Origin of the sequence: Streptomyces sp. NBC_01428, assembly GCF_036231965.1 — a bacterium.
Taxonomy (GTDB): Bacteria; Actinomycetota; Actinomycetes; order Streptomycetales; family Streptomycetaceae; genus Streptomyces.
This window is the reverse complement of sequence record NZ_CP109499.1, coordinates 2,194,877-2,215,059: the sequence shown is the minus strand read 5'-3', so window position 1 is coordinate 2,215,059 and position 20,183 is coordinate 2,194,877. Positions and strand designations below refer to the sequence as shown.

Below are 20,183 nucleotides of genomic sequence, written 5' to 3'. Positions count from 1 at the left end.
GGCACCGCAACGAGACCGTGTTACGAACTCCGAGGAGGAGATGAAGCATGTCCGCTGTCCCGACAACCGCCGCTTCCGACGCCGCCGGGCAGGTGCCCCGTATCCGTTCCGCGCTCGACCGGCTCGTGAGCTTCAAACAGGGCCAGTCCCCCCGCTCGCCCGAGGGGCACGCCTTCCCGCTGTCCGCCAACGAGTCCCCGTACGAGCCGATCCCCGCGGTCGTGCGGGCGATCCAGGAGGCGGCCCTGGGCGTCAACCGCTATCCGGACAACACCTGCGCGGACCTGATCTCCGAGATATCTTCACGCTTCGCCGTACCGGAGGACAGCATCGCCGTCGGCTGCGGCTCGGTCGGTGTCTCCCAGATGCTCCTGGAAGCGGTCGCGGAGCCCGGCGGTGAAGTCCTCTACGCCTGGCGCTCGTTCGAGGCCTACCCGATCCTGACCAGACTCTCCGGTGCCACGCCGGTCGAGGTCCCCCTCAAGGACGGGGCCCACGACCTCGACGCGATGGCCGCCGCGATCACCGACCGGACACGCCTCATCTTCGTCTGCAACCCCAACAACCCGACGGGGACGGTGATTTCCCGGTCCGACCTCGAGACCTTCCTCGACCGGGTCCCCGCCGATCTCCTCGTGGTCATCGACGAGGCCTACATCGAGTACGTGCGCGACGACGACGTCCCCGACGGCCTCACGCTGCGGCCCGGGCGACCCAACGTGGTGGTCCTGCGCACCTTCTCCAAGGCCTATGGCCTGGCCGGGCTCAGAGTCGGCTTCGTCGTCGGCCACCCCACCGTGATCGAAGCCCTGCGCAAGGCGTTCCTCCCCTTCAGCGTGAACGCCGTCGCGCAGGCCGCGGCGATCGCCGCACTCCGCTCGGAGGACGCCCTGATGGCCCGCGTGGAGACCACGGTCAAGGAACGCGAGCGACTCCACCACACCCTCACCGCACAGGGCCGGCCCGTCACCTCCAGCAACGCCAACTTCCTCTGGCTCCAGCTCGGCGACCAGGCCCTCGCCTTCGCCGGTCACTGCGCGGCGGCGGGCGTGTCGATCCGGCCGTTCGCGGGCGAGGGAGTCCGCGTCTCGATCGGCTCTCCCACGGAGAACGACGCCTTCCTCGCGGCGTCGGCCACCTTCCCCACCCCACCCGGCCACCCCGGACCGGACGAGGGCACCCGCCACGACACTCGGCGGTAACAGCCCTCCCGCACACGCCGCGGAGCAGGCACCCGGACCCCGTTCCGACGGCGACCGGCCCGTCCTCGAGCGGGGACCACAGCCACTAGGTTGGGACCGGCCATGTGAGTTCTCGTGAGAGATGAGAGGGTCTGTCGGGTGAGCGAGACACCACCTAACACCCTGCAATACCGCTTTGACGGGCCGGAAGACGCACCTGTCCTGATCCTGGGACCCTCCCTGGGCACCACCTGGCACATGTGGGACCGGCAGGTCCCGGAGCTCGCGAAGAGCTTCCGGGTCTTCCGTTTCGACCTGCCCGGACACGGCGGAGCCCTCGCGTACCCGGCCGGCTCGGTCGCCGAACTGGCGGGGCGGCTGCTCGCCACGCTCGACCAGCTCGGCGTCCAGCGCTTCGGATACGCGGGCTGCGCGTTCAGCGGCGCCCTCGGCATCGAGCTGGCCCTGCGCCGCCCGGAACGCGTCGCCTCCCTCGCCCTCATCGCGGCCTCACCCCGCTTCGGCACGGCCGACGAGTTCCGCCAGCGCGGAGTGATCGTCCGGTCGAACGGACTCGACCCCATCGCGCGCACCTCGCCCGAGCGCTGGTTCACCACCGGCTTCGCCGCCGCCCAGCCCGCCATCACCGAGTGGGCCGTCCAGATGGTGCGCACCACCGACCCCGGCTGCTACATCGCCGCCTGCGAGGCCCTCGCCGCCTTCGACGTACGGTCCGAACTGGGCCGCATCGGCGTGCCCACCCTCGTCCTCGTCGGCTCCGACGACCAGGTCACCGGCCCCGCGGAGGCCCGCACCCTGGTCGCCGGCATACCGGACGCGCGCCTCGCCGTCGTCCCCGGCGCCTCCCACCTCGTACCGGTCGAGCAGCCCGCCGCCGTCACCGACCTCCTCGTACGCCACTTCTCCACCGCCTGGCAGCCCACCGCCTTCGACTCCGCCACCGGACAGATGGCGATCCAGTCCGCTCCCGTACACGCAGCCCTGTCCGCGCCGCCGCCGGTCGCCCCGTTCGCCGAGATCGGCCCCGCCGCCGCACCGTCCGAGGTCATGGGCCGGCCCGACCCCTACGACGCCGGGATCAAGGTGCGGCGCGAAGTGCTGGGCGACGCGCACGTGGACCGCGCCCTGGGCGCGGCCGACGAGTTCTCCGGCGACTTCCAGGACTTCATCACCCGCTACGCGTGGGGAGAGGTCTGGAACCGGCCCGGACTCGACCGGCGCTCCCGCAGCTGCGTCACCCTCACCGCCCTCGTCGCCGGCGGACACCTCGACGAACTGGCCTTCCACACCCGCGCCGCCCTCCGCAACGGCCTCACCCCCGTCGAGATCAGGGAAGTCCTCCTCCAGGCGGCCGTCTACTGCGGCGTACCGGCCGCGAACAGCGCCTTCAAGGTGGCGCAGCAGGTGATCCGCGAGGAGACCACCCCGGAGGAGTGACCACCGGCGCCGGCGGCCCCCGCGTCCGGCCGGTGGAGCCCCGGCGCGGCCACGGGGGCAGGATGGGACGTATGAAGCTCACGAAGAAGTCGCACGCCTGCGTCCGTCTCGAGAAGGACGGACGCACGCTCGTCATCGACCCCGGCGCTTTCAGCGAGGAGGACGCGGCCCTGGGCGCGGACATCATCCTCGTGACGCACGAGCATCCCGACCACTTCAGCGAGGAGCGGCTGCGGGCCGGCATGGAGGCCGACCCGGCGGCGGAGATCTGGACGCTGCGCTCGGTGGCAAAGAAGATCTCGGCGGCCTTCCCCGGGCAGGTGCACACCGTCGGCCACGGCGACACGTTCAGCGCGGCCGGCTTCGACGTGCAGGTGCACGGCGAACTCCACGCCGTCATCCACCCGGACATCCCGCGCATCACCAACGTCGGCTTCCTCGTCGACGGCGGCCGCGTCTTCCACCCCGGCGACGCGCTCACCGTCCCCGGCGGCCCGGTCGAGACGCTGATGCTCCCGGTCATGGCCCCGTGGAACAAGATCTCCGAGGTCATCGAGTACGTCCGCGAGGTCAAGCCGCAACGCGCCTACGACATCCACGACGCCCTGCTCACGGACCTGGCCCGGCCCATCTACGACAGCCAGATCGGCTCCCTGGGCGGCGCCGAGCACCTGCGGCTCGCCCCGGGAACGTCGGCCGAGGTCTGACCACCGGGCCGAGGTCCGACCGCTGGGGCGAGGTCCGACCGTTCGGCCGAGGTCCGACCGGGACCGCCCTCACCCGCGCGCCCCCCTTGCGAGCCCCTTCCCCGTCGCACGCAAGAGGGGCCCGGGTGTCGCCCGCGGACCCGTTGTCGTACCCGCCGGGTAGGTTGTGGGGCATGCGCATCGCCACCTGGAACGTGAACTCGATCACCGCCCGCCTGCCGAGGCTGCTGGCCTGGCTGGAGAGCACCGGCACGGACGTGCTGTGCCTCCAGGAGGCCAAGATCGCCGCCGAGCAGTTCCCCACGGACGCGCTGCGCGAGCTGGGCTACGAGGCGGCGGTGCACGCCACCGGCCGGTGGAACGGCGTGGCGGTGATCTCCCGCGTCGGCCTGGAGGACGTCGTCAAGGGCCTGCCCGGCGACCCCGGCTACGAGGGCGTCGAGGAACCCCGCGCCGTGTCGGCGACCTGCGGCCCGGTCCGCGTCTGGTCGGTGTACGTGCCGAACGGCCGCGAGGTCGGCCACCCGCACTACACGTACAAGCTCCAGTGGTTCGACGCCCTGAGGACGGCCGTCGCGGGCGACGCGGCGGGCAGCCGCCCGTTCGCCGTGATGGGCGACTACAACGTGGCGCCGACGGACGACGACGTCTTCGACGTCGCCGCCTTCGAGGGCCTCACCCACGTCACCCCGGCCGAGCGCGACGCCCTCGCGGCCCTGCGCGGGACCGGCCTGTCGGACGTGGTCCCGCGCCCCCTGAAGTACGACCAGCCCTTCACGTACTGGGACTACCGCCAGCTCGGCTTCCCGAAGAACAGGGGCATGCGCATCGACCTCGTCTACGGCAACGAGGCGTTCTCCACAGCGGTCAAGGACGCCTACGTGGACCGGGAGGAGCGCAAGGGCAAGGGCGCCTCCGACCACGCGCCGGTCGTCGTGGACCTGGACGTCTAGGAAGCCCTGCACCCCGGCACACCGAAGGCACGGCACGCGGGCGCCGCCCGCCGGCCACAGTGCCCGGCACGGAGGAACCGGCGCCGCGGCCGCCCAGGCCGGCCGGCGTCGGCCCCGCGGTTCAGCCGACCGTCAGGACGAGCTTGCCGCGTACACCGCCCCGCTCGCCCGCCCGGTGCGCCTCGGCGACCTCGGCGAGCGGGAACGTCTGTGCGACGGGGAGTGTGAAGCGCCCGGACTCGATCAGTTCCCCGATGTCACCGAGCGCGTGGAGCGCGCGGCCGCCGTCCCCGCTGCTGAACTCCACCCCGTGCTGCCGCGCTCCGGCGAAGTCGGCGACCGTGAGGACGTGCCCGGCCCCGCCGGCGAGACCGATCAGTTCGGGAAGCACCCCGCTCCCGGCGACGTCGAGCGCCAGGTCGACCCCGTCGGGCGCGAGCGCACGGACCCGCTCGACGAGGCCCGCACCGTAGACGACGGGCTCGGCGCCCAGCGAGCGGACGTGGTCCTGGTTCGCGGGACCGGCGGTGCCGATCACCCGCGCACCGCGTTCCACGGCGAGCTGGACGGCGGCGCCGCCGACGCTCCCGGAGGCGCCGTTGACGAGGAGCAGCACGCCGCCCCCGACCCCGAGCCGGTCGAGCGCCCGGGTGGCGGTCTCCACCGCGGCGGGCAGCGCGGCGGCACCGGGGAAGTCGAGCGAGGCCGGGATCGGCGCGTACGCGGACAGCACCGTCAGCTCGGCCTGGGCCGCGCCGTCGGGGGAGAAGCCGTACACGCGGTCGCCGACGGCCACATCCGTGACGCCCTCGCCGAGTTCGTCGACGACGCCGGCCGCCTCGTGGCCCAGGGTCTGCGGAAGCTCCTCGTCCATCAGCCCCGCGCGCTTCTTCCAGTCGCTCGGGTTGACCCCGGCGGCACGCACCGCGATCCGCACCTGACCGGGACCCGGAACCGGATCCGGAAGATCGACGACCTCCAGCACCTCCGGCCCTCCGAACCGGCTGAACCGCACTGCCTTCACGACTGCCTCCGCTCTCGCCCCGCACACCGGCCGCGCGCCCGACGGTGCGGGCGCCTCCGCACGGGCACCGTACGGAACGTGAACGTACGACACCCGTGCGGGCACCTCACCGGGCGCGTCGCCCCCGGTACGCGGGGTGGGCGGTGGCGTGGCGCTGGTCGTTCAGGCGGGCGAGGAGCAGGTTCGGGTCCTGGCCGGTGACGTAGGCGGCGCTCGTCACGTAGACGGTGCGTCCGCGCAGGGCGACCGCGGTGGGGTTCTGGAGGCCGTCGGCCCCGGTGAGCACGATGGAGTGGCTGCCGTCGCCCTGGACGAGGGCGACCTGGCCGGTGCCGTTGAGCGTGGCGAGCAGGCGGTCGCCGTGGCCGGTGAACGCGAAGTCGTCGATGCCCGGCAGGCCGGTGGCCCTGATCCTGGCCTCCCCGGCGTGTCCGCCCGGGAGGACGGGGATGCGTACGACGGTGCCCCGGTCGAGGTTGCCGGCCCAGACGGCCCCGTGGTGGACCTTCAGCCCGTTGGCGCCGAGGAAGCCCGTGGAGGCGAGTTCGGGGGCGGTCGACCAGGCGGTGGCGGTGCCACCGGTGGCGGGCACGCGCCAGATGGTGCCGAGGACGGAGTCGGTGACGTAGAGGGTGCGGGTGCGGGCGTCCAGGGCGAGGCCGTTGGGCAGGCCGCCCGCGGGCAGTGCGGCGATCCGCTCGGGCCGGCCGCCCGGCCGCAGCCGCCAGACGCCGGTCAGGTCGGCGGTGCCGGTGGCGTACAGGAAGTACAGGGTGCCGTCGTGGGCGCGGGTGATACCGACGGTCAGCGGGAAGCCGAGGACCGGGGTGTGGACACCGCCGTCGGCCGGCTTCGGCAGGGTCGCCAGGATGCGGGTGGTGCCGTCGCGGGACACCTTGGCGACCTGCCGGCCCGCGGCGAAGGTCACGTACGCGTCGCCGTCCGGTGCCAGGGCGATGTTCTCGGGGGTCCGTCCCGAGGCCAGGTCGAAGTGCGCGGCGATCCGCGCGTTGTCCAACGAGGAGGAGACGGCAGCCGACGCCGCGGCCGTCATCGAGGGTGTTTCCGCCGGTGTGGACGCCGGGGACGGTGCCGGGGCGAGTGCCGCCGTCAGGGCCGTGACGAGGACGGCCGCCGACGCGGACAGCGTGGAGAGTTTCTTGACCATGGTTCCTTCACGTGTTTTCGGGCATGCGGCAGCAACACGGCGACGCCTGAGGGGTGTTGGGGGTGTTGGGGGTGTCGGGGGGAGTCGGGAGTGTCGGGGAACCGAGGGGGTCGATGTCCGGACGCCGGGCCCGGTCAGACGGTGGGCGTCCGCGGTCCCGGGGACGCCGGTACGGTCCGGAGGGCTTCCGGCACGACGGCTTCGGGAACGGCCGGCGGGGCGGACCGGACGGCCTGGGCGAGCAGGGTGAGGGCGGCACGCGAGGACGAGCCCGACGCGGTCGTGGCGACGACGATGCCGGGCCCCGGACCGTCGCCGAGCGTCTGCTGGGTGACGGTCAGCGCACCGACCAGCGGATGCCGCATCGCGTAGGCCGCGACGCTGCACGCCCTGACCCGGTGGTCCGCCCACATCGACGCGAACTCCGGGCTCTTCGCACTGAGTTCGCCCACCAGCGCGTGCAACGCGCCGTCGTCCGGGTGCCGGCCCGCCACCAGCCGGAGGTTCCCCACCACCGCCCTGGCCTTGTCCGGCCAGTCCGCGTACAGCCCACGGGTGTGAGCGTCGAGGAACACCAGCTGGGCCATGTTGGGCCGCCCGGCGGCCGACTCCGGTGCCCGCGGGGCGAGATGGCCGGCGAACAGGGCGTGTCCCGGACGGTTCCACGCCAGTACGTCACTGCGCCGGCCGAGCACGATCGCCGGAACGTCCCCGAGCGCGTCGAGGAGTTGACGCATCGGCTCGGTCACGCGTTCCGGAGCGGGCCGCCGCTCCCGCGGGCGTCGGCGGTCCGCGCGGGCCAGGTGACGCAGGTGCCGCACCTCGGACTCGTCGAGCCGCAGCGCGCGGGCGATCGCGTCCAGCACCTCCGGCGAGGCGCTCTGCGACTGGCCCTGTTCCAGCCGCGTGTAGTACGAGACGCTCACGCCCGCCAGCAGGGCCAGCTCCTCACGCCGGAGCCCCGGCACCCGCCGCCGTTCGCCGTACGTGGGTACCCCGACGTCCTCGGGAAGCAGCTGGGCGCGCCGCGTCCGCAGGAAGTCCCCGAGGTGCGATGTTCCGTTCATGGCTCCGAGTATCGGCGCCCCGGCGCCACCCGGCCTGCCCCGGCCAGGGGTAGGCAACGGCGGGTCCGCTACGCCGCCGATTCGCCCATTCCGTGATCAACTGCCGCAAGATAGGCTCGTGGAAACGCCGGGAACGCGGAGCCGTCGGCGATCGCACCCCACGGAGAGGCCGGTCATGAACATCCCCTTCTTGGAAAAATGGCGCAGGCGCCATCCGGCGCAGCAGGACCGGGCGCTCGCCGCCGCTTTCGAGGACGACCCGGACGGTGTCGCCGAACTCCTCTCGGAGTGCGAGCTGCTCCGCTCCCAGGCCGCGGCGGCCGGCCTCGAACTGGACGACAGCCCGGCGTCGTTGGCGGCGCTGGATCAACTGCTGCCGTTGTGGCGCGACGACCCGGAGGCGCTTCCCTGGCTGGGCAACGACGCCGGCCTCTATCTCGGCACGGTCGTCGTACGTACGGTCCCCGGCGCGTCCTGGCACGTCTGGCCCGGTGGCAGCCCCGCCGTCCGGCTGCCGTCGGGCCGGGAGATCGCGGTCGTCGAGGCGGGGCTCGACTGGGCCGTCCAGGGCGTCCCCGAACTGTCCCAGACCTACGCCGAGGCCTCCGAGGGGTAGCGGAAGCCCTCCGGCCGGTCCCGGCTGCGGCCCGCTTCCCGTAGCCCGGACGTGCCGGTCGGAATGCCATCCGGGGGATCGTACGGAGTGTCGTGATGAGGTCGTGATGCAGCCTCAAATACGGTTAATTGCTCTGCGTGCGTGTCGTCCCTTAAGTCCCGTTTTGCGTCGATAGTTTGCTGACCGACCCAGCCGAGAGTGGACAGGACCGGAATGGCCGTCGATCCGTTGATCGAGCTGCACGACGTCACCACGTACTTCGGGGAGCCGCATGTTCCGCAGGACGTCGACCTCACCGTCGGCACAGGGGAGGCGACCGCCGTCACCGGCCCGCCGGCACCCCCGAAAGGAGGGCAGCCCGCCCGCTGAGCCGCCCGTACCCCGAGAGGACCCCAACTGCCCGACGGCACAAGGGATCCCCCGTCCGGGAACATCGCTCGGCCAGCGGACACGCCGGACACGCCGGACCCGCGGGCACGTCCGCGGCACCAGGACCACCCCGCCCCACGACCCCCGCGCCCCGCACGGCGTGGGCCGTCGGATCCGCACCGGGAAGCCGACCGCGTCGAACCTCGACTACGATGTGGCGTTCATCCCCGCGGTGACGGCGACCTGGCCGCTCCGCACCGGGATGTGCGCGCCGCTCACCCGGGCCGACCGGTGGGAGCGGAGCAGTCCCGAGACCGAGGCCGTGGACGTGGCACCGGCCGAACCAGGGACGCTGCTGCCGGGTGGGGTACCCCCCACCGCCCCGCCACCGTAGGGGAGCAGCAGCTCACAGGGCCAGGCCCGGCCGGCGGCAGCCGGAGATCACTGTTCGCGCAGGGGCACCGTCACATACGACGGGTCGTGCTCCGGCGAGGAGAAGGTCAGCTGCGCGCCGGACGGGTTGTGCTCGATGTAGAGCGGGTCCACCGTGTCGACGACCAGGGCCAGCCGATGCCCTGCCGGGACGTCGTAGGCCGTGGAGAACAACTCCAGGTCCACACCGAACGGCTTGCCGGGCGTCCGCCCGTGGAAGGTGTACGGCGCGTTGCTGACCAGCCTGCCGAGGCCGAGCGGCCCCACGTCGTACAGATAGGCGACGAGGGTGCCGCTCTCCTTGGTCGCGGTGACCGTGGTGTGCACCCGCGCCGTACCGCGCACCTGCTGTCCGCTCGTGTACTTCCCCGACTGCCAGACTGCGGCCCAGGTGCGCGGGAGCAGCGGGATCGAGGCCATCGGCGGGGTCCGCGTCAACTGGTCGAGGATGCTGGACAGGAAGACCACTCCACCGTCCGCGCCCGAGTCGACGTTCGTACGGATCGTGGTCGTGCCGCCGAGGGCGATCTTCCGGGTGGTCGCGCCGACCGACTTCCAGTCCGGGTAGCCCTCGTAGCCGCCGGTGGAGCGGGACTTGAGCCGTACGGGCTGCTCGCGGTCGACTCCGTTGTCCTCGCCCTTGAGATAGTGGTCGAACCAGCGGCCGGTGTCGGTCCACACGTCGTTGGGGAGCCCGAACAGGCCGGTCAGCTCGGCCGTGGCGTGGTCGCCGGGCCGGAACTCCAGGCGCTTGGGGCCGGTCAGCTCCCCGTAGAACCGGGCGTACTGGTTGGGTGAGAAGACCGTGTCGCCCCAGGCGTTGGCGAGGAAGACGGCGGCGCCGTTCTTGTTGAGCCGGTCGACGTAGGTCGCGGGGGAGCGCTTCCTGCCCCAGTCGATGAGGCTCTGCTCCTTGGACAGGTTCGAGGAGAAGAAGTCCGAGAAGACCTGCTGGAGTTCGGGTCCGGGGCGGCCCGTGAGACGGCCGGCGCCGTCCAGTACCGCGGCCGCCTGGGCGTGCTGGGTGCGGTGGGAGTAGATCGAGTCGATCAGGTCGGCCCAGCCGCTGAGCGCGGCGACGGCCTTGACGCGCCGGTCGTGGGCGGCGGCGAGCAGGCTGATGCCGGCCCCGTACGACACACCCGCCATACCGATCTTCCCGGGATCCGCGGGGGTGTTGGCGAGCGCCCAGTCGATCACCTTGGAGGCGTCGGCGGTGTCGGGCGGACCCGCGACCTCGATCTGCCCGCCGGACTGCCAGAATCCGCGGACGTTGTAACCGACCACCACGTAGCCGGAGTTCGCGAGCTTCTGGGCCTGCGCGAGGTACTCGACCTGCGGCAGGCCCCAGCTCGTCGGCAGCACGACGAGGGGGTAGGCGCGGGTGCCGTCGGCTCCCGCGGGCGTGACGACGTTGGCCTTGAGGGGCGTTCCGCCGTCGCCGGCGATGTCGACGAACCGTATACCGCCGCCCGTGCCCCCCGCGGCCTGGGCGGCGGGGGCCGATCCGAGGCCGGCGGCGGCGATCAGTGTCGCGGAGACGGCACCGACGGCGGACGTGCGCAGGGCGTTGCGACCGGATCCCACAGGTCACTCCTCACTGGTCGGTGCAAAGTGACCCGACGGTAACCTCGGTGTCTTACCGGAAGTAACCCGTGAGTAAGTTACGTGCGAGTAACGATCGTTGAAGAGTCCATCTCCTCCCGGGCCGCCGCCCGCGCCGGCGCGGCGCCCACTCGCCCTCCGCCGCGCGCCCTCCGCCGCGCGCCCTCCGTCGCGCCTCCGCCGCGTCGTCCCGCCGCTCAGGACTCCGCGCGATGCCTGGAGCCCGCCCCCGTGGCAGGCGCCGGCGTCGGCAACGGCGCCTGGGCGGCGCGCGTGACGTCCGCGACGACCTCGACGACATCGGGACCGTACGCCTGCGAGTTCACGACCTTCAGCAACAGGACGAAACTGCTGCCGCCGTGCTTACGGGCCAGCCGCGCATGGTTCCGCGCCAGGTAACGCGTCGCCGCCTGATTGGTGATCGCCCGCTGCCCGCAGAACAGGAACACCGGCCGCGCGTCCCGGCCCTGGCCCGCCGTGAGCCGCCCCAGAATCACGTACTCGGCCCGACCCGACTCCAGACGGTACCGCTCACTCCCGATCTGGAACGCACCCCGGTCCGGACCCGGCTCGGAGTCCACGTTCACCCGTATCCCGGGCAGCAACGAATGCAGATGCGCCGCCATCCGCCGATTCGACGACGGACCCCCCACACAGAACTCCGTCCGCTCCCCGAAGCCCTGCTGTGTGGCATCGTGCGCGATGACCTGGGCATGCGCCCCACAGTCCTTGATCAGCGCCGACAACTCCAGCAGCGCGAACACGTCATGACGCATCACCGTCAGCTCCGGCCCACCCGCCTCGCGATTCACCACCAGCAGCGACTCGGAATTGTCGGGCAGCCCGAAGAACGCCTGCTTGCGCCGCAACCTGCGCTTCCACAGATAGGTACGGGCGAGCCAGCCGAGCGCGGCACTGATGCCGGCCGCCAGGACGCCGAGGACGATGTTCCGCACGTCGTCAGTCATGGGCGCGCATGCTAGCGGGCCCACGGAAACACGTTCGAGGGGGTCCTGACGCGAGCATGGCATCGACGTTACGCTGCGCCCACAGCTGTTGACTGGAGGTACGGATGCGTCGCCCTGTTGCGCGGAATCTGGCGGTCCTGGCGGTTTCGGCCACGGTGATGACGGTCGGTGCCGCGGCACCCCCCGCAGCACCGGCCGCAACCACCACCGCGAGAACCACCGGCGCCAAGACACCCGTCGCCGTCGGCTACGGCGGCGCCGTCGCCAGCGTCGACCAGGACGCCTCCGCCGCCGGCATCGAGGTCCTGAAGAACGGCGGCAACGCCGTCGACGCCGCCGTCGCCACCGCGGCCGCCCTCGGCGTCACCGAGCCCTACTCCTCCGGCATCGGCGGAGGCGGCTACTTCGTCTACTACGACGCCAAGTCCCGCACGGTGCACACCATCGACGGACGCGAGACGGCACCCCTGACCGCCGACTCCGGACTGTTCCTGGAGAACGGCAAACCCCTCGCCTTCGCCGACGCCGTCACCAGCGGCCTGAGCGTGGGCACACCGGGCACCCCCGCGACCTGGCAGACGGCCCTGGACACCTGGGGCAGCAAACGACTCCACACCGTCCTGAAGCCCGCCGAGCGCCTCGCCCGCGACGGATTCACCGTCGACGACACCTTCCGCTCCCAGACCGAGGCCAACCAGGCCCGGTTCGCGAACTTCCCCGCCACCGCGCAACTGTTCCTGCCCGGCGGCTCCCTCCCCGTCGTCGGCTCCACGTTCAAGAACCCCGACCTCGCCCGCACCTACACCGAGCTGGGCGAGAAGGGAATGGACGCCGTCTACCACGGCCGCCTCGGCCGCGAGGTCGTCGCCACCGCCGACAAACCGCCCGTCGACCCCGCCTCCGGCTACAACGCCCGCCCCGGCCGACTGACCACACGCGACCTCGCCGCCTACGAGGCGAAACGCCAGGCACCCACCCGGACCCCGTACCGCGGCCTGAACGTCTACTCCATCGCCCCGTCCTCCTCCGGCGGAACCACCGTCGGCGAAGCCCTCAACATCCTGGAGAACACCGACCTCTCCCAGGCGAGTGAGGCACGCTACCTGCACCGCTTCATCGAGGCGAGCCGCATCGCGTTCGCCGACCGCGGCCGCTGGGTCGGCGACCCGGCCTTCGAGGACGTCCCCACCAAGGGCCTGCTGGCACAGAAGTACGCCGACTCCCGCGGCTGCCTCATCAAGGACGACGCCGTCCTCACCAGCCCCCTCCCACCCGGCGACCCCCACCACCCCACCGCCTGCACCACCGGCGGAAAGGCCGCCCCGACGACGTACGAGGGCGAGAACACCACCCACCTGACGGTCGCCGACAAGTGGGGCAACGTCGTCTCCTACACCCTCACCATCGAGCAGACCGGCGGCAGCGGCATCACCGTCCCCGGACGCGGATTCCTCCTCAACAACGAACTCACCGACTTCTCCTTCGCACCCGCGAGCCCCGCCGTCCACGACCCCAACCTGCCCGGCCCCGGCAAACGCCCCCGCTCGTCGATCTCCCCCACCATCGTCCTCGACCGCCACAGCCGCCCCGTCGTGGCCCTCGGCTCACCCGGCGGCGCCACCATCATCACCACCGTCCTGCAGACGCTCACCGAGTTCGTCGACCGGGGCCTCCCCCTCGTCGACGCGATCGCCGCACCCCGCGCCAGCCAGCGCAACGCCGCCCAGACCGAACTCGAACCCGCCCTCTACGACAGCCCGTTGAGGGCACGGCTCGAAGCCATCGGCCACTCCTTCAAACCCAACCCGGAGATCGGCGCGGCCACCGGCGTCCAACGCCTCCCGAACGGCGCATGGCTGGCCGCGGCGGAGAAGGTACGCCGAGGCGGCGGCTCGGCGATGGTGGTACGACCAGCACCGTAGACACCCACCCGCGACGCGGCACCCACTCGCGTCGCGGCACCCACTCGCGTCGCGGCACCCACTCGCGTCGCGGCACCCACTCGCGTCGCGGCACCCACTCGCGTCGCGGCACCCACTCGCGACGCGGCACCCACTCGCGACGCGGCACCCACTCGCGACGCGGCACCCACTCGCGTCGCGGCACCCACTCGCGACGCGGCACCCACTCGCGTCGCGGCACCCACTCGCGTCGCGGCACCCACTCGCGTCGCGGCACCCACTCGCGTCGCGGCACCCACTCGCGTCGCGGCACCCACTCGCGTCGCGGCACCCACTCGCGTCGCGGCACCCACTCGCGTCGCGGCACCCACTCGCGTCGCGGCACCCACCCGCGTCGCGGCACCCACCCGCGTCGCGACACCCACCCGCGTCGCGATGTGATGCCGCGTGACGTGAAGCCACGTGACGATCCGGGCGAGGACCCACCTCGCCCGGATCACCCGCGTCCGGCCCGGATCACCCGCGCCAGGCCCGGACCCGGAGAAACCGGAACCCGCCCTGGCAGCAACCGGAGCCCGCACAGCGCCCAAGGGACCGTCGCAAGGCCCCGACATCGCCGAACCAACTCCCACCCTCCACCGCCCCACCGGCAGCGAGTCACCCATCACCGACCGGACCTGACCGACCCCCAACACGCGGACGGGGGAGGGGAGTAGGGTCGCCCCACATTCGGCGCGCCCGAAGCGGAGCACACCGAAGTGATCCATCGTTGAGGGCACTGCGCCCGCGCCGAAAACTCCCTGTAGCCGATCCGTAACACGGCTGGTGTTTTCTACCGGACCGGGGCACTCCAGTCGGGCGGGAGTTGGGTGATGACTGTAGAACAACTCCCTGGACAGGTCCGGGAGTTCGCGCGCTACCTGAACGAGCTGATGAACCGGCTCGACCAAGGCGGCGGCTGGTGCGGAGTCTTCTGGCAACGCGACCCCGACGGCATGCGCGCCTGCCTCGACGGCTGGGAAGTACCCCCCTGGGACGTCGTGGAAGCACTCCTCCAGGACCTCCTCGCCGGATACGGAGACCGCGCCGCATCCCAGGAGACCGACCGCGCCCGCACCCTCCACCAGGCCTCACTCGCCGCCCACGACGCCCGACCCGGCGGCAGAAACGCGCTCGGCGACCGCCTCGACGTCATGCTCCGCGAACAACGCTACGCCGCCGAACGCCAGACGGACCTGGCCCGCCTCCTCCACACCGCCGCCACCCACGAGGAAGCCGACGCCATCCGCCTCGACCTCGCCTGGGCGCACGACGACCACGAACGCGCCACCGCCCGCTGCACCGAGCTCCGTCACCGCATCGACCGCCTCGACCGCCGCGCCCCCCACACACACCCGCGGACCGCACCCGACGGCACCTGGACCCCGCACCCGGACAACCGGCCCCACCCCGCCGAACAGGACACCCACCCGCGCGACCCCGCACCCGGCGCCCCCAGCCCGTACGCCGACCCCTACGACCCCGGCGCCCCCACCACCCCGACCCCCGCACACGACCCCCACGCATGGGTCCCCGCACAAGGCGGCCCGAGGAACACACCCGCCGACCCCGCACACCACGACCAGCAACGCCAGACACCCGAACGCCACCACGACGGCACCCGGACACCCGACCACCACCCCCAACCCACCACCGCCCACACCGCGTTCGACCCCGCCGCAGCCGACCACCCCGCCCCGCCCGCCACGAAACGCCCCAAGCGCCGCACCCGGGGCAGCGCACGCTTCGCCGGCATGACCGAAGCCGACACCGACCCCACCCCCGTACCCGACACGACACCCACCCTCCCCACCCCCACCGCACCCGGCCGCCGCACACCACGCGGCGCCCGCTTCGCCGGAGCCGCCGAAGAACCCGCACCCCACCCCACCCCCGACACCACCCCACCCGACGACGACGCACGGCACCACACCACCCGCACCGTCACCACCCTCACCCGGCTCCGCGCCGAAGGCCGCAGCGGCGAAGCACACGCCCTCCTCGTCGAAGCCGCCCACTGGCCCGCCGCACGCTTCCCCCACCTCGCCGCCGAACTCCACCACCACGGACTCGACGCCGACTGGGCCACCCTCCTGTGGGAAGCCGCGTCCCTGCCCGCCGACCGGCTCGTCGCCGCCGCCGACGCCCTCACCGCCGCAGGCCGCACCACCGACGGACAGCAAATGCTCCGCCAAGGCGTCGCCCGGCCCGCCCCCGAGATCGGCGCCGCCGTCCTCGACCTCGCCGACCAGGGCCGCCACCGCGAACTCCGCGCCCTCCTCAGCGCCTACGTCCGCGTCCGCACCCCCGAAGAGGCCGCCCGCAGCGCCCAGCCCGACCCGCAACGCCTCGTCCCGCTCCTCCTCGAGGCCGCGCGCACCGTCTCCGACCAACGCCACTGGGACCTCGTCCACGCCCTGCGCGTCGCCGGCCTCACCACCTGACCACCCGCCCCCGAGGCGACCGCACCACCCGCACACCCACTCCACCGGCCAGGCCCGCCGGCCCCACCCGCCGACCGCGTCCGTCGGCCACAGCTGTCGGCCACCCGCCCGTCCGCCGATCGGGCCCCATCGCCCGGGCCACCGGCCACGTCCTTCACCCGTGGGAGTGGGAAACGTGATCGACTCAGCGGGGTAACGACGACGGTCTTGGCAAGGCTGTCCGGGGGGCTTACCTTCGAGCCTCTACTGCCTTTGTCTACGGGCGTAGAAGCTCTCTGACGTCCCGTCGAAGGAGAAGCTCATGGCCAACGTCGTACGCGCCGCCCTCGTCCAGGCCACCTGGACCGGCGACACCGCATCCATGATCGCCAAGCACGAGGAACACGCCCGCGAGGCCGCCCGGCAAGGCGCCGAAGTCATCGGATTCCAGGAAGTCTTCAACGCCCCCTACTTCTGCCAGGTCCAGGAACCCGAGCACTACAACTGGGCCGAACCCGTCCCCGACGGCCCCACCGTCACCCGCATGCGCGAACTCGCACGCGAAACCGGCATGGTCATCATCGTCCCCGTGTTCGAAGTCGAACAGACCGGCTTCTACTACAACACCGCGGCCGTGATCGACGCCGACGGCACCTACCTCGGCAAATACCGCAAACACCACATCCCCCAGGTCAAAGGCTTCTGGGAGAAGTACTACTTCAAGCCCGGAAACCTCGGCTGGCCCGTCTTCGACACCGCCGTCGGCAAAATCGGCGTCTACATCTGCTACGACCGCCACTTCCCCGAAGGCTGGCGCCAACTCGGCCTCAACGGCGCCCAACTCGTCTACAACCCCTCCGCCACCTCCCGCGGCCTCTCCGCCCACCTCTGGCAACTCGAACAACCCGCCGCAGCCGTCGCCAACGAATACTTCATCGCCGCCATCAACCGCGTCGGCCAAGAGGAATACGGCGACAACGACTTCTACGGCACCTCCTACTTCGTAGACCCCCGCGGCCAGTTCGTCGGAGACCCCGCCAGCGACAAAACCGAGGAACTCGTCGTCCGCGACCTCGACTTCGACCTCATCGAAGAAGTCCGCCAGCAATGGGCCTTCTACCGCGACCGCCGCCCCGACGCCTACGAAGGGCTGGTGCAGCCGTGACCGACCTCCACACCCGTCACCAAGCCGTCCTCCCCGACTGGCTCACCCTCTACTACGAAGACCCCATCGAGATCACCCACGGCGAAGGCCGCCACGTCTGGGACACCGACGGCAACAAATACCTCGACTTCTTCGGCGGCATCCTCACCACCATGACCGCCCACGCACTCCCCGAGGTCACCAAAGCCGTCAGCGAACAAGCCGGCCGCATCATCCACACCTCGACCCTCTACCTCAACCGCCAGATGGTCGACCTCGCGGAACGCATCGCCCAACTCTCCGGCATCCCCGACGCCCGCGTCTTCTTCACCACCTCCGGCACCGAAGCCAACGACACGGCCCTCCTGCTCGCCACCACCTACCGGCAGAGCAACCAGATCCTCGCCATGCGCAACAGCTACCACGGCCGCTCGTTCAGCTCCGTCGGCATCACCGGCAACAATGGCTGGTCACCCACCAGCCTCTCCCCCCTCCAGACCCAGTACGTCCACGGCGGCGTCCGCACCCGAGGCCCCTACGCCCACCTCGACGACGACGCTTTCATCGCCGCCTGCGTCGACGACCTCAAAGACCTCCTCGGCCACACCCGCACCCCGGCCGCCCTCATCGCCGAACCCGTCCAAGGCGTCGGAGGCTTCACCGCACCACCCGACGGCCTCTACGCGGCCTTCCGCGACGTCCTCCACCAACACGGCATCCTCTGGATCGCCGACGAAGTACAGACCGGCTGGGGACGCACCGGCGAACACTTCTGGGGCTGGCAGGCCCACGCCGCCTCCGGACCACCCGACATCCTCACCTTCGCCAAAGGCATCGGGAACGGCATGTCCATCGGCGGCGTCGTCGCCCGCGCCGACATCATGAACACCCTCGACTCCAACTCCATCTCCACCTTCGGCGGCTCACCCATCACCATGGCCGCCGGACTCGCCAACCTCACCTACCTCCTCGAACACGACCTCCAAGGCAACGCCCGACGCGTCGGCGGCCTCCTCATCGAACGCCTCCGCGCGATCACCGCCCAACTCGACGGCGTACGCGAAGTCCGCGGCCGCGGCCTCATGATCGGCATCGAACTCGTCAAACCCGGCACCGACGAAGCCGACCCCCGAGCCGCCGCAGCCGTCCTCGAAACAGCCCGCCGAGAAGGCCTCCTCATCGGCAAGGGCGGCGGCCACAACACCAGCGTCCTCCGCATCGCACCACCCCTCACGCTCACCGTCGCCGAAGCCGAAGAAGGCGCCGCCATCCTCGAACGCGCCCTCAGCACGGCTCGGTAACACCCCGCCCACACACGCCGAACCACACCGCCGACACCCGCGGCCCCCGCACGCACCACCCCGCCGCCCTCGTCGAACCGGGCGTCGGAGTCGACGAACCATTCACCGGTGACGGTGACGGTGACGGTGGCGGTGGCGGTGGCGGCGGGGCACTGACGGTGCAGGCTGCGGCGAGTCGTTCGAGCTGCCAGAGGGGCGAAGAGGGCGCGGGAAGAGACGGAGGGGCCTGGCAGAGATCGCCGACGACAGACAACCCGAACTCGTCGTCCCCGACCTCGACATGAACCGCGCACCGTCCGTCCGCAACCGCCGGCAGCTCCACCGCGACCGCGACCCGACACCGCCGGCCGCCTCACAGCCCCCTGACCACCCACCCCACCCCCATCACCACTCCCACGCACACACAACCGGAAGGAGAGGGAGCATGAGCCGAACCGTCATCCGTGGCGGACTCGTCATCACCGCATCCGACGAGATCCACGCCGACGTCCTGATCGAGGACGGCCGCATCGCCGCCCTCGCCGCGACCAACACCCCCACGGCAGAGACCTGGACCGCCGACCGCACCATCGACGCCACCGGCAAATACGTCATCCCGGGCGGCGTCGACGCACACACCCACATGGAACTCCCCTTCGGCGGCACCTTCGCCTCCGACACCTTCGAAACCGGCACCCGCGCCGCCGCCTGGGGAGGCACCACCACCATCATCGACTTCGCCGTCCAGAGCGTCGGCCACAGCCTCCGCGAGGGACTCGACACCTGGAACGCCAAAGCCGACGGCAACTGCGCCATCGACTACGGCTTCCACATGATCGTCTCCGACGTCAACCAGGACACCCTCAAGGAAATGGACCTGCTCGTCGAAGAAGGAGTCACCTCCTTCAAGCAGTTCATGGCCTACCCCGGCGTCTTCTACAGCGACGACGGCCAGATCCTCCGCGCCATGCAACGCTCCGCCGAGAACGGCGGACTCATCATGATGCACGCCGAGAACGGCATCGCCATCGACGTCCTCGTCGAACAGGCCCTCGCCCGCGGCGAAACAGACCCCCGCTACCACGGCGAAGTACGCAAAACCCTCCTCGAAGCCGAAGCCACCCACCGCGCCATCAAACTCGCCCAGGTCGCCGGCGCACCCCTCTACGTCGTCCACGTCTCCGCCACCGAAGCCCTCGCCGAAATCGCCCACGCCCGCGACGAAGGCCTCAACGTCTTCGGCGAAACCTGCCCCCAATACCTCTTCCTGTCGACCGACAACCTCGCCGAACCCGACTTCGAAGGCTCCAAATACGTCTGCAGCACCCCCCTCCGCCCCAAGGAACACCAAGCCGCCCTCTGGCGCGGCCTGCGCACCAACGACCTCCAGGTCGTCTCCACCGACCACTGCCCCTTCTGCTTCACCGGCCAGAAAGAACTCGGCCGCGGCGACTTCTCCAAGATCCCCAACGGCCTCCCCGGCGTCGAGAACCGCATGGACCTCCTCCACCAGGCCGTCGTCGACGGACACATCACCCGCCGCCGCTGGATCGAGATCGCCTGCGCCACCCCCGCCCGCATGTTCGGCCTCTACCCGAAGAAGGGCACCATCGCCCCCGGCGCCGACGCCGACATCGTCATCTACGACCCGCAGGCCGAACAGACGATGTCCGTCGAGACCCACCACATGAACGTCGACTACTCCGCCTACGAGGGCAAACGCGTCACCGGCCAGGTCGAGACCGTCCTCTCCCGCGGCGAACCCGTCATCACCGAGCGGGAGTTCACCGGACGCGCCGGCCACGGCGTCTACACCCCCCGCTCCACCTGTCAGTACCTTCTCTGAGA

Annotated in this window: 16 protein-coding genes; 11 read left to right on the top strand and 5 right to left on the bottom strand. The window is 71.5% G+C overall.

Features of this window, described 5'->3' with window-relative positions; translation table 11 throughout:
* Window positions 1-47 precede the first annotated feature (47 nt).
* The 4 genes from hisC to OG406_RS09665 all read left to right on the top strand — a co-directional run bounded on the left by hisC (window position 48) and on the right by OG406_RS09665 (window position 4,299).
* Window positions 48-1,202, top strand: a complete 1,155-nt coding sequence (gene hisC, locus OG406_RS09680) for a histidinol-phosphate transaminase (protein WP_329185295.1) — start codon at window positions 48-50, stop codon at window positions 1,200-1,202.
* Between the two features lie 138 nt (window positions 1,203-1,340).
* Window positions 1,341-2,639, top strand: a complete 1,299-nt coding sequence (gene pcaDC, locus OG406_RS09675; RefSeq protein WP_164370369.1) for a bifunctional 3-oxoadipate enol-lactonase/4-carboxymuconolactone decarboxylase PcaDC — start codon at window positions 1,341-1,343, stop codon at window positions 2,637-2,639.
* Window positions 2,640-2,710: 71 nt separating this feature from the next.
* Entirely contained in the window at window positions 2,711-3,346 is a 636-nt protein-coding gene (locus OG406_RS09670) for an MBL fold metallo-hydrolase (RefSeq protein ID WP_329185292.1), read from the top strand.
* Between the two features lie 173 nt (window positions 3,347-3,519).
* Window positions 3,520-4,299 carry an exodeoxyribonuclease III gene (locus OG406_RS09665; protein WP_164370370.1) on the top strand — a complete coding sequence of 260 codons (780 nt, stop codon included), beginning with the start codon at window positions 3,520-3,522 and terminating at the stop codon, window positions 4,297-4,299.
* Between the two features lie 121 nt (window positions 4,300-4,420).
* Here OG406_RS09665 and OG406_RS09660 read toward each other — a convergent pair whose 3' ends face one another.
* The 3 genes from OG406_RS09660 to OG406_RS09650 form a co-directional block, all read right to left on the bottom strand.
* Window positions 4,421-5,323 (bottom strand): NADP-dependent oxidoreductase, encoded by a 903-nt coding sequence (locus OG406_RS09660; protein ID WP_164370371.1) that lies wholly within the window; start codon window positions 5,321-5,323, stop codon window positions 4,421-4,423.
* A 106-nt stretch (window positions 5,324-5,429) separates the two neighbouring features.
* Window positions 5,430-6,491, bottom strand: coding sequence for an SMP-30/gluconolactonase/LRE family protein (locus OG406_RS09655; RefSeq protein ID WP_164370372.1), 1,062 nt, complete (start codon window positions 6,489-6,491; stop codon window positions 5,430-5,432).
* 134 nt (window positions 6,492-6,625) lie between these two features.
* The gene (locus tag OG406_RS09650; protein ID WP_329185289.1) at window positions 6,626-7,558 is read right to left on the bottom strand and encodes a helix-turn-helix domain-containing protein; all 933 of its coding nucleotides are present in this window, start codon (window positions 7,556-7,558) and stop codon (window positions 6,626-6,628) included.
* Between the two features lie 175 nt (window positions 7,559-7,733).
* On the opposite strand from OG406_RS09650, the gene OG406_RS09645 reads away from it, so the two are divergent.
* Both OG406_RS09645 and OG406_RS09640 read left to right on the top strand, forming a co-directional pair.
* Entirely contained in the window at window positions 7,734-8,174 is a 441-nt protein-coding gene (locus OG406_RS09645) for a DUF6278 family protein (protein ID WP_164370374.1), read from the top strand.
* Window positions 8,175-8,372: 198 nt separating this feature from the next.
* Complete coding sequence (locus OG406_RS09640) at window positions 8,373-8,543, top strand: hypothetical protein (protein ID WP_382753838.1); 171 nt, start codon at window positions 8,373-8,375, stop codon at window positions 8,541-8,543.
* A 441-nt stretch (window positions 8,544-8,984) separates the two neighbouring features.
* On the opposite strand, the gene OG406_RS09630 is transcribed toward OG406_RS09640, so the two are convergent.
* Window positions 8,985-10,562, bottom strand: a complete 1,578-nt coding sequence (locus OG406_RS09630; protein ID WP_329185287.1) for an alpha/beta fold hydrolase — start codon at window positions 10,560-10,562, stop codon at window positions 8,985-8,987.
* Window positions 10,563-10,777: 215 nt separating this feature from the next.
* Window positions 10,778-11,548: a hypothetical protein gene (locus OG406_RS09625; RefSeq protein ID WP_329185285.1), complete on the bottom strand. Its 771-nt coding sequence runs from the start codon at window positions 11,546-11,548 to the stop codon at window positions 10,778-10,780.
* 104 nt (window positions 11,549-11,652) lie between these two features.
* Between OG406_RS09625 and ggt the strand changes: the two genes are divergently transcribed.
* The 5 genes from ggt to hydA all read left to right on the top strand — a co-directional run bounded on the left by ggt (window position 11,653) and on the right by hydA (window position 20,181).
* On the top strand, window positions 11,653-13,470 hold the full coding sequence (gene ggt / locus OG406_RS09620; RefSeq protein WP_329185283.1) for a gamma-glutamyltransferase: 1,818 nt from the start codon (window positions 11,653-11,655) through the stop codon (window positions 13,468-13,470).
* A gap of 851 nt (window positions 13,471-14,321) precedes the next feature.
* Window positions 14,322-15,932 carry a hypothetical protein gene (locus tag OG406_RS09615; protein ID WP_329185281.1) on the top strand — a complete coding sequence of 537 codons (1,611 nt, stop codon included), beginning with the start codon at window positions 14,322-14,324 and terminating at the stop codon, window positions 15,930-15,932.
* A gap of 301 nt (window positions 15,933-16,233) precedes the next feature.
* Window positions 16,234-17,076, top strand: coding sequence for a nitrilase-related carbon-nitrogen hydrolase (locus OG406_RS09610; protein WP_329185280.1), 843 nt, complete (start codon window positions 16,234-16,236; stop codon window positions 17,074-17,076).
* A complete protein-coding gene (locus OG406_RS09605; protein ID WP_329185278.1) occupies window positions 17,073-18,356 on the top strand; it encodes an aspartate aminotransferase family protein in 1,284 nt (427 codons plus the stop codon). The genes OG406_RS09610 and OG406_RS09605 overlap by 4 nt, the downstream gene beginning before the upstream one ends.
* A 424-nt stretch (window positions 18,357-18,780) precedes the next feature.
* Window positions 18,781-20,181, top strand: coding sequence for a dihydropyrimidinase (gene hydA / locus OG406_RS09600; protein ID WP_329185276.1), 1,401 nt, complete (start codon window positions 18,781-18,783; stop codon window positions 20,179-20,181).
* The last annotated feature ends 2 nt before the right edge of the window (window positions 20,182-20,183 follow it).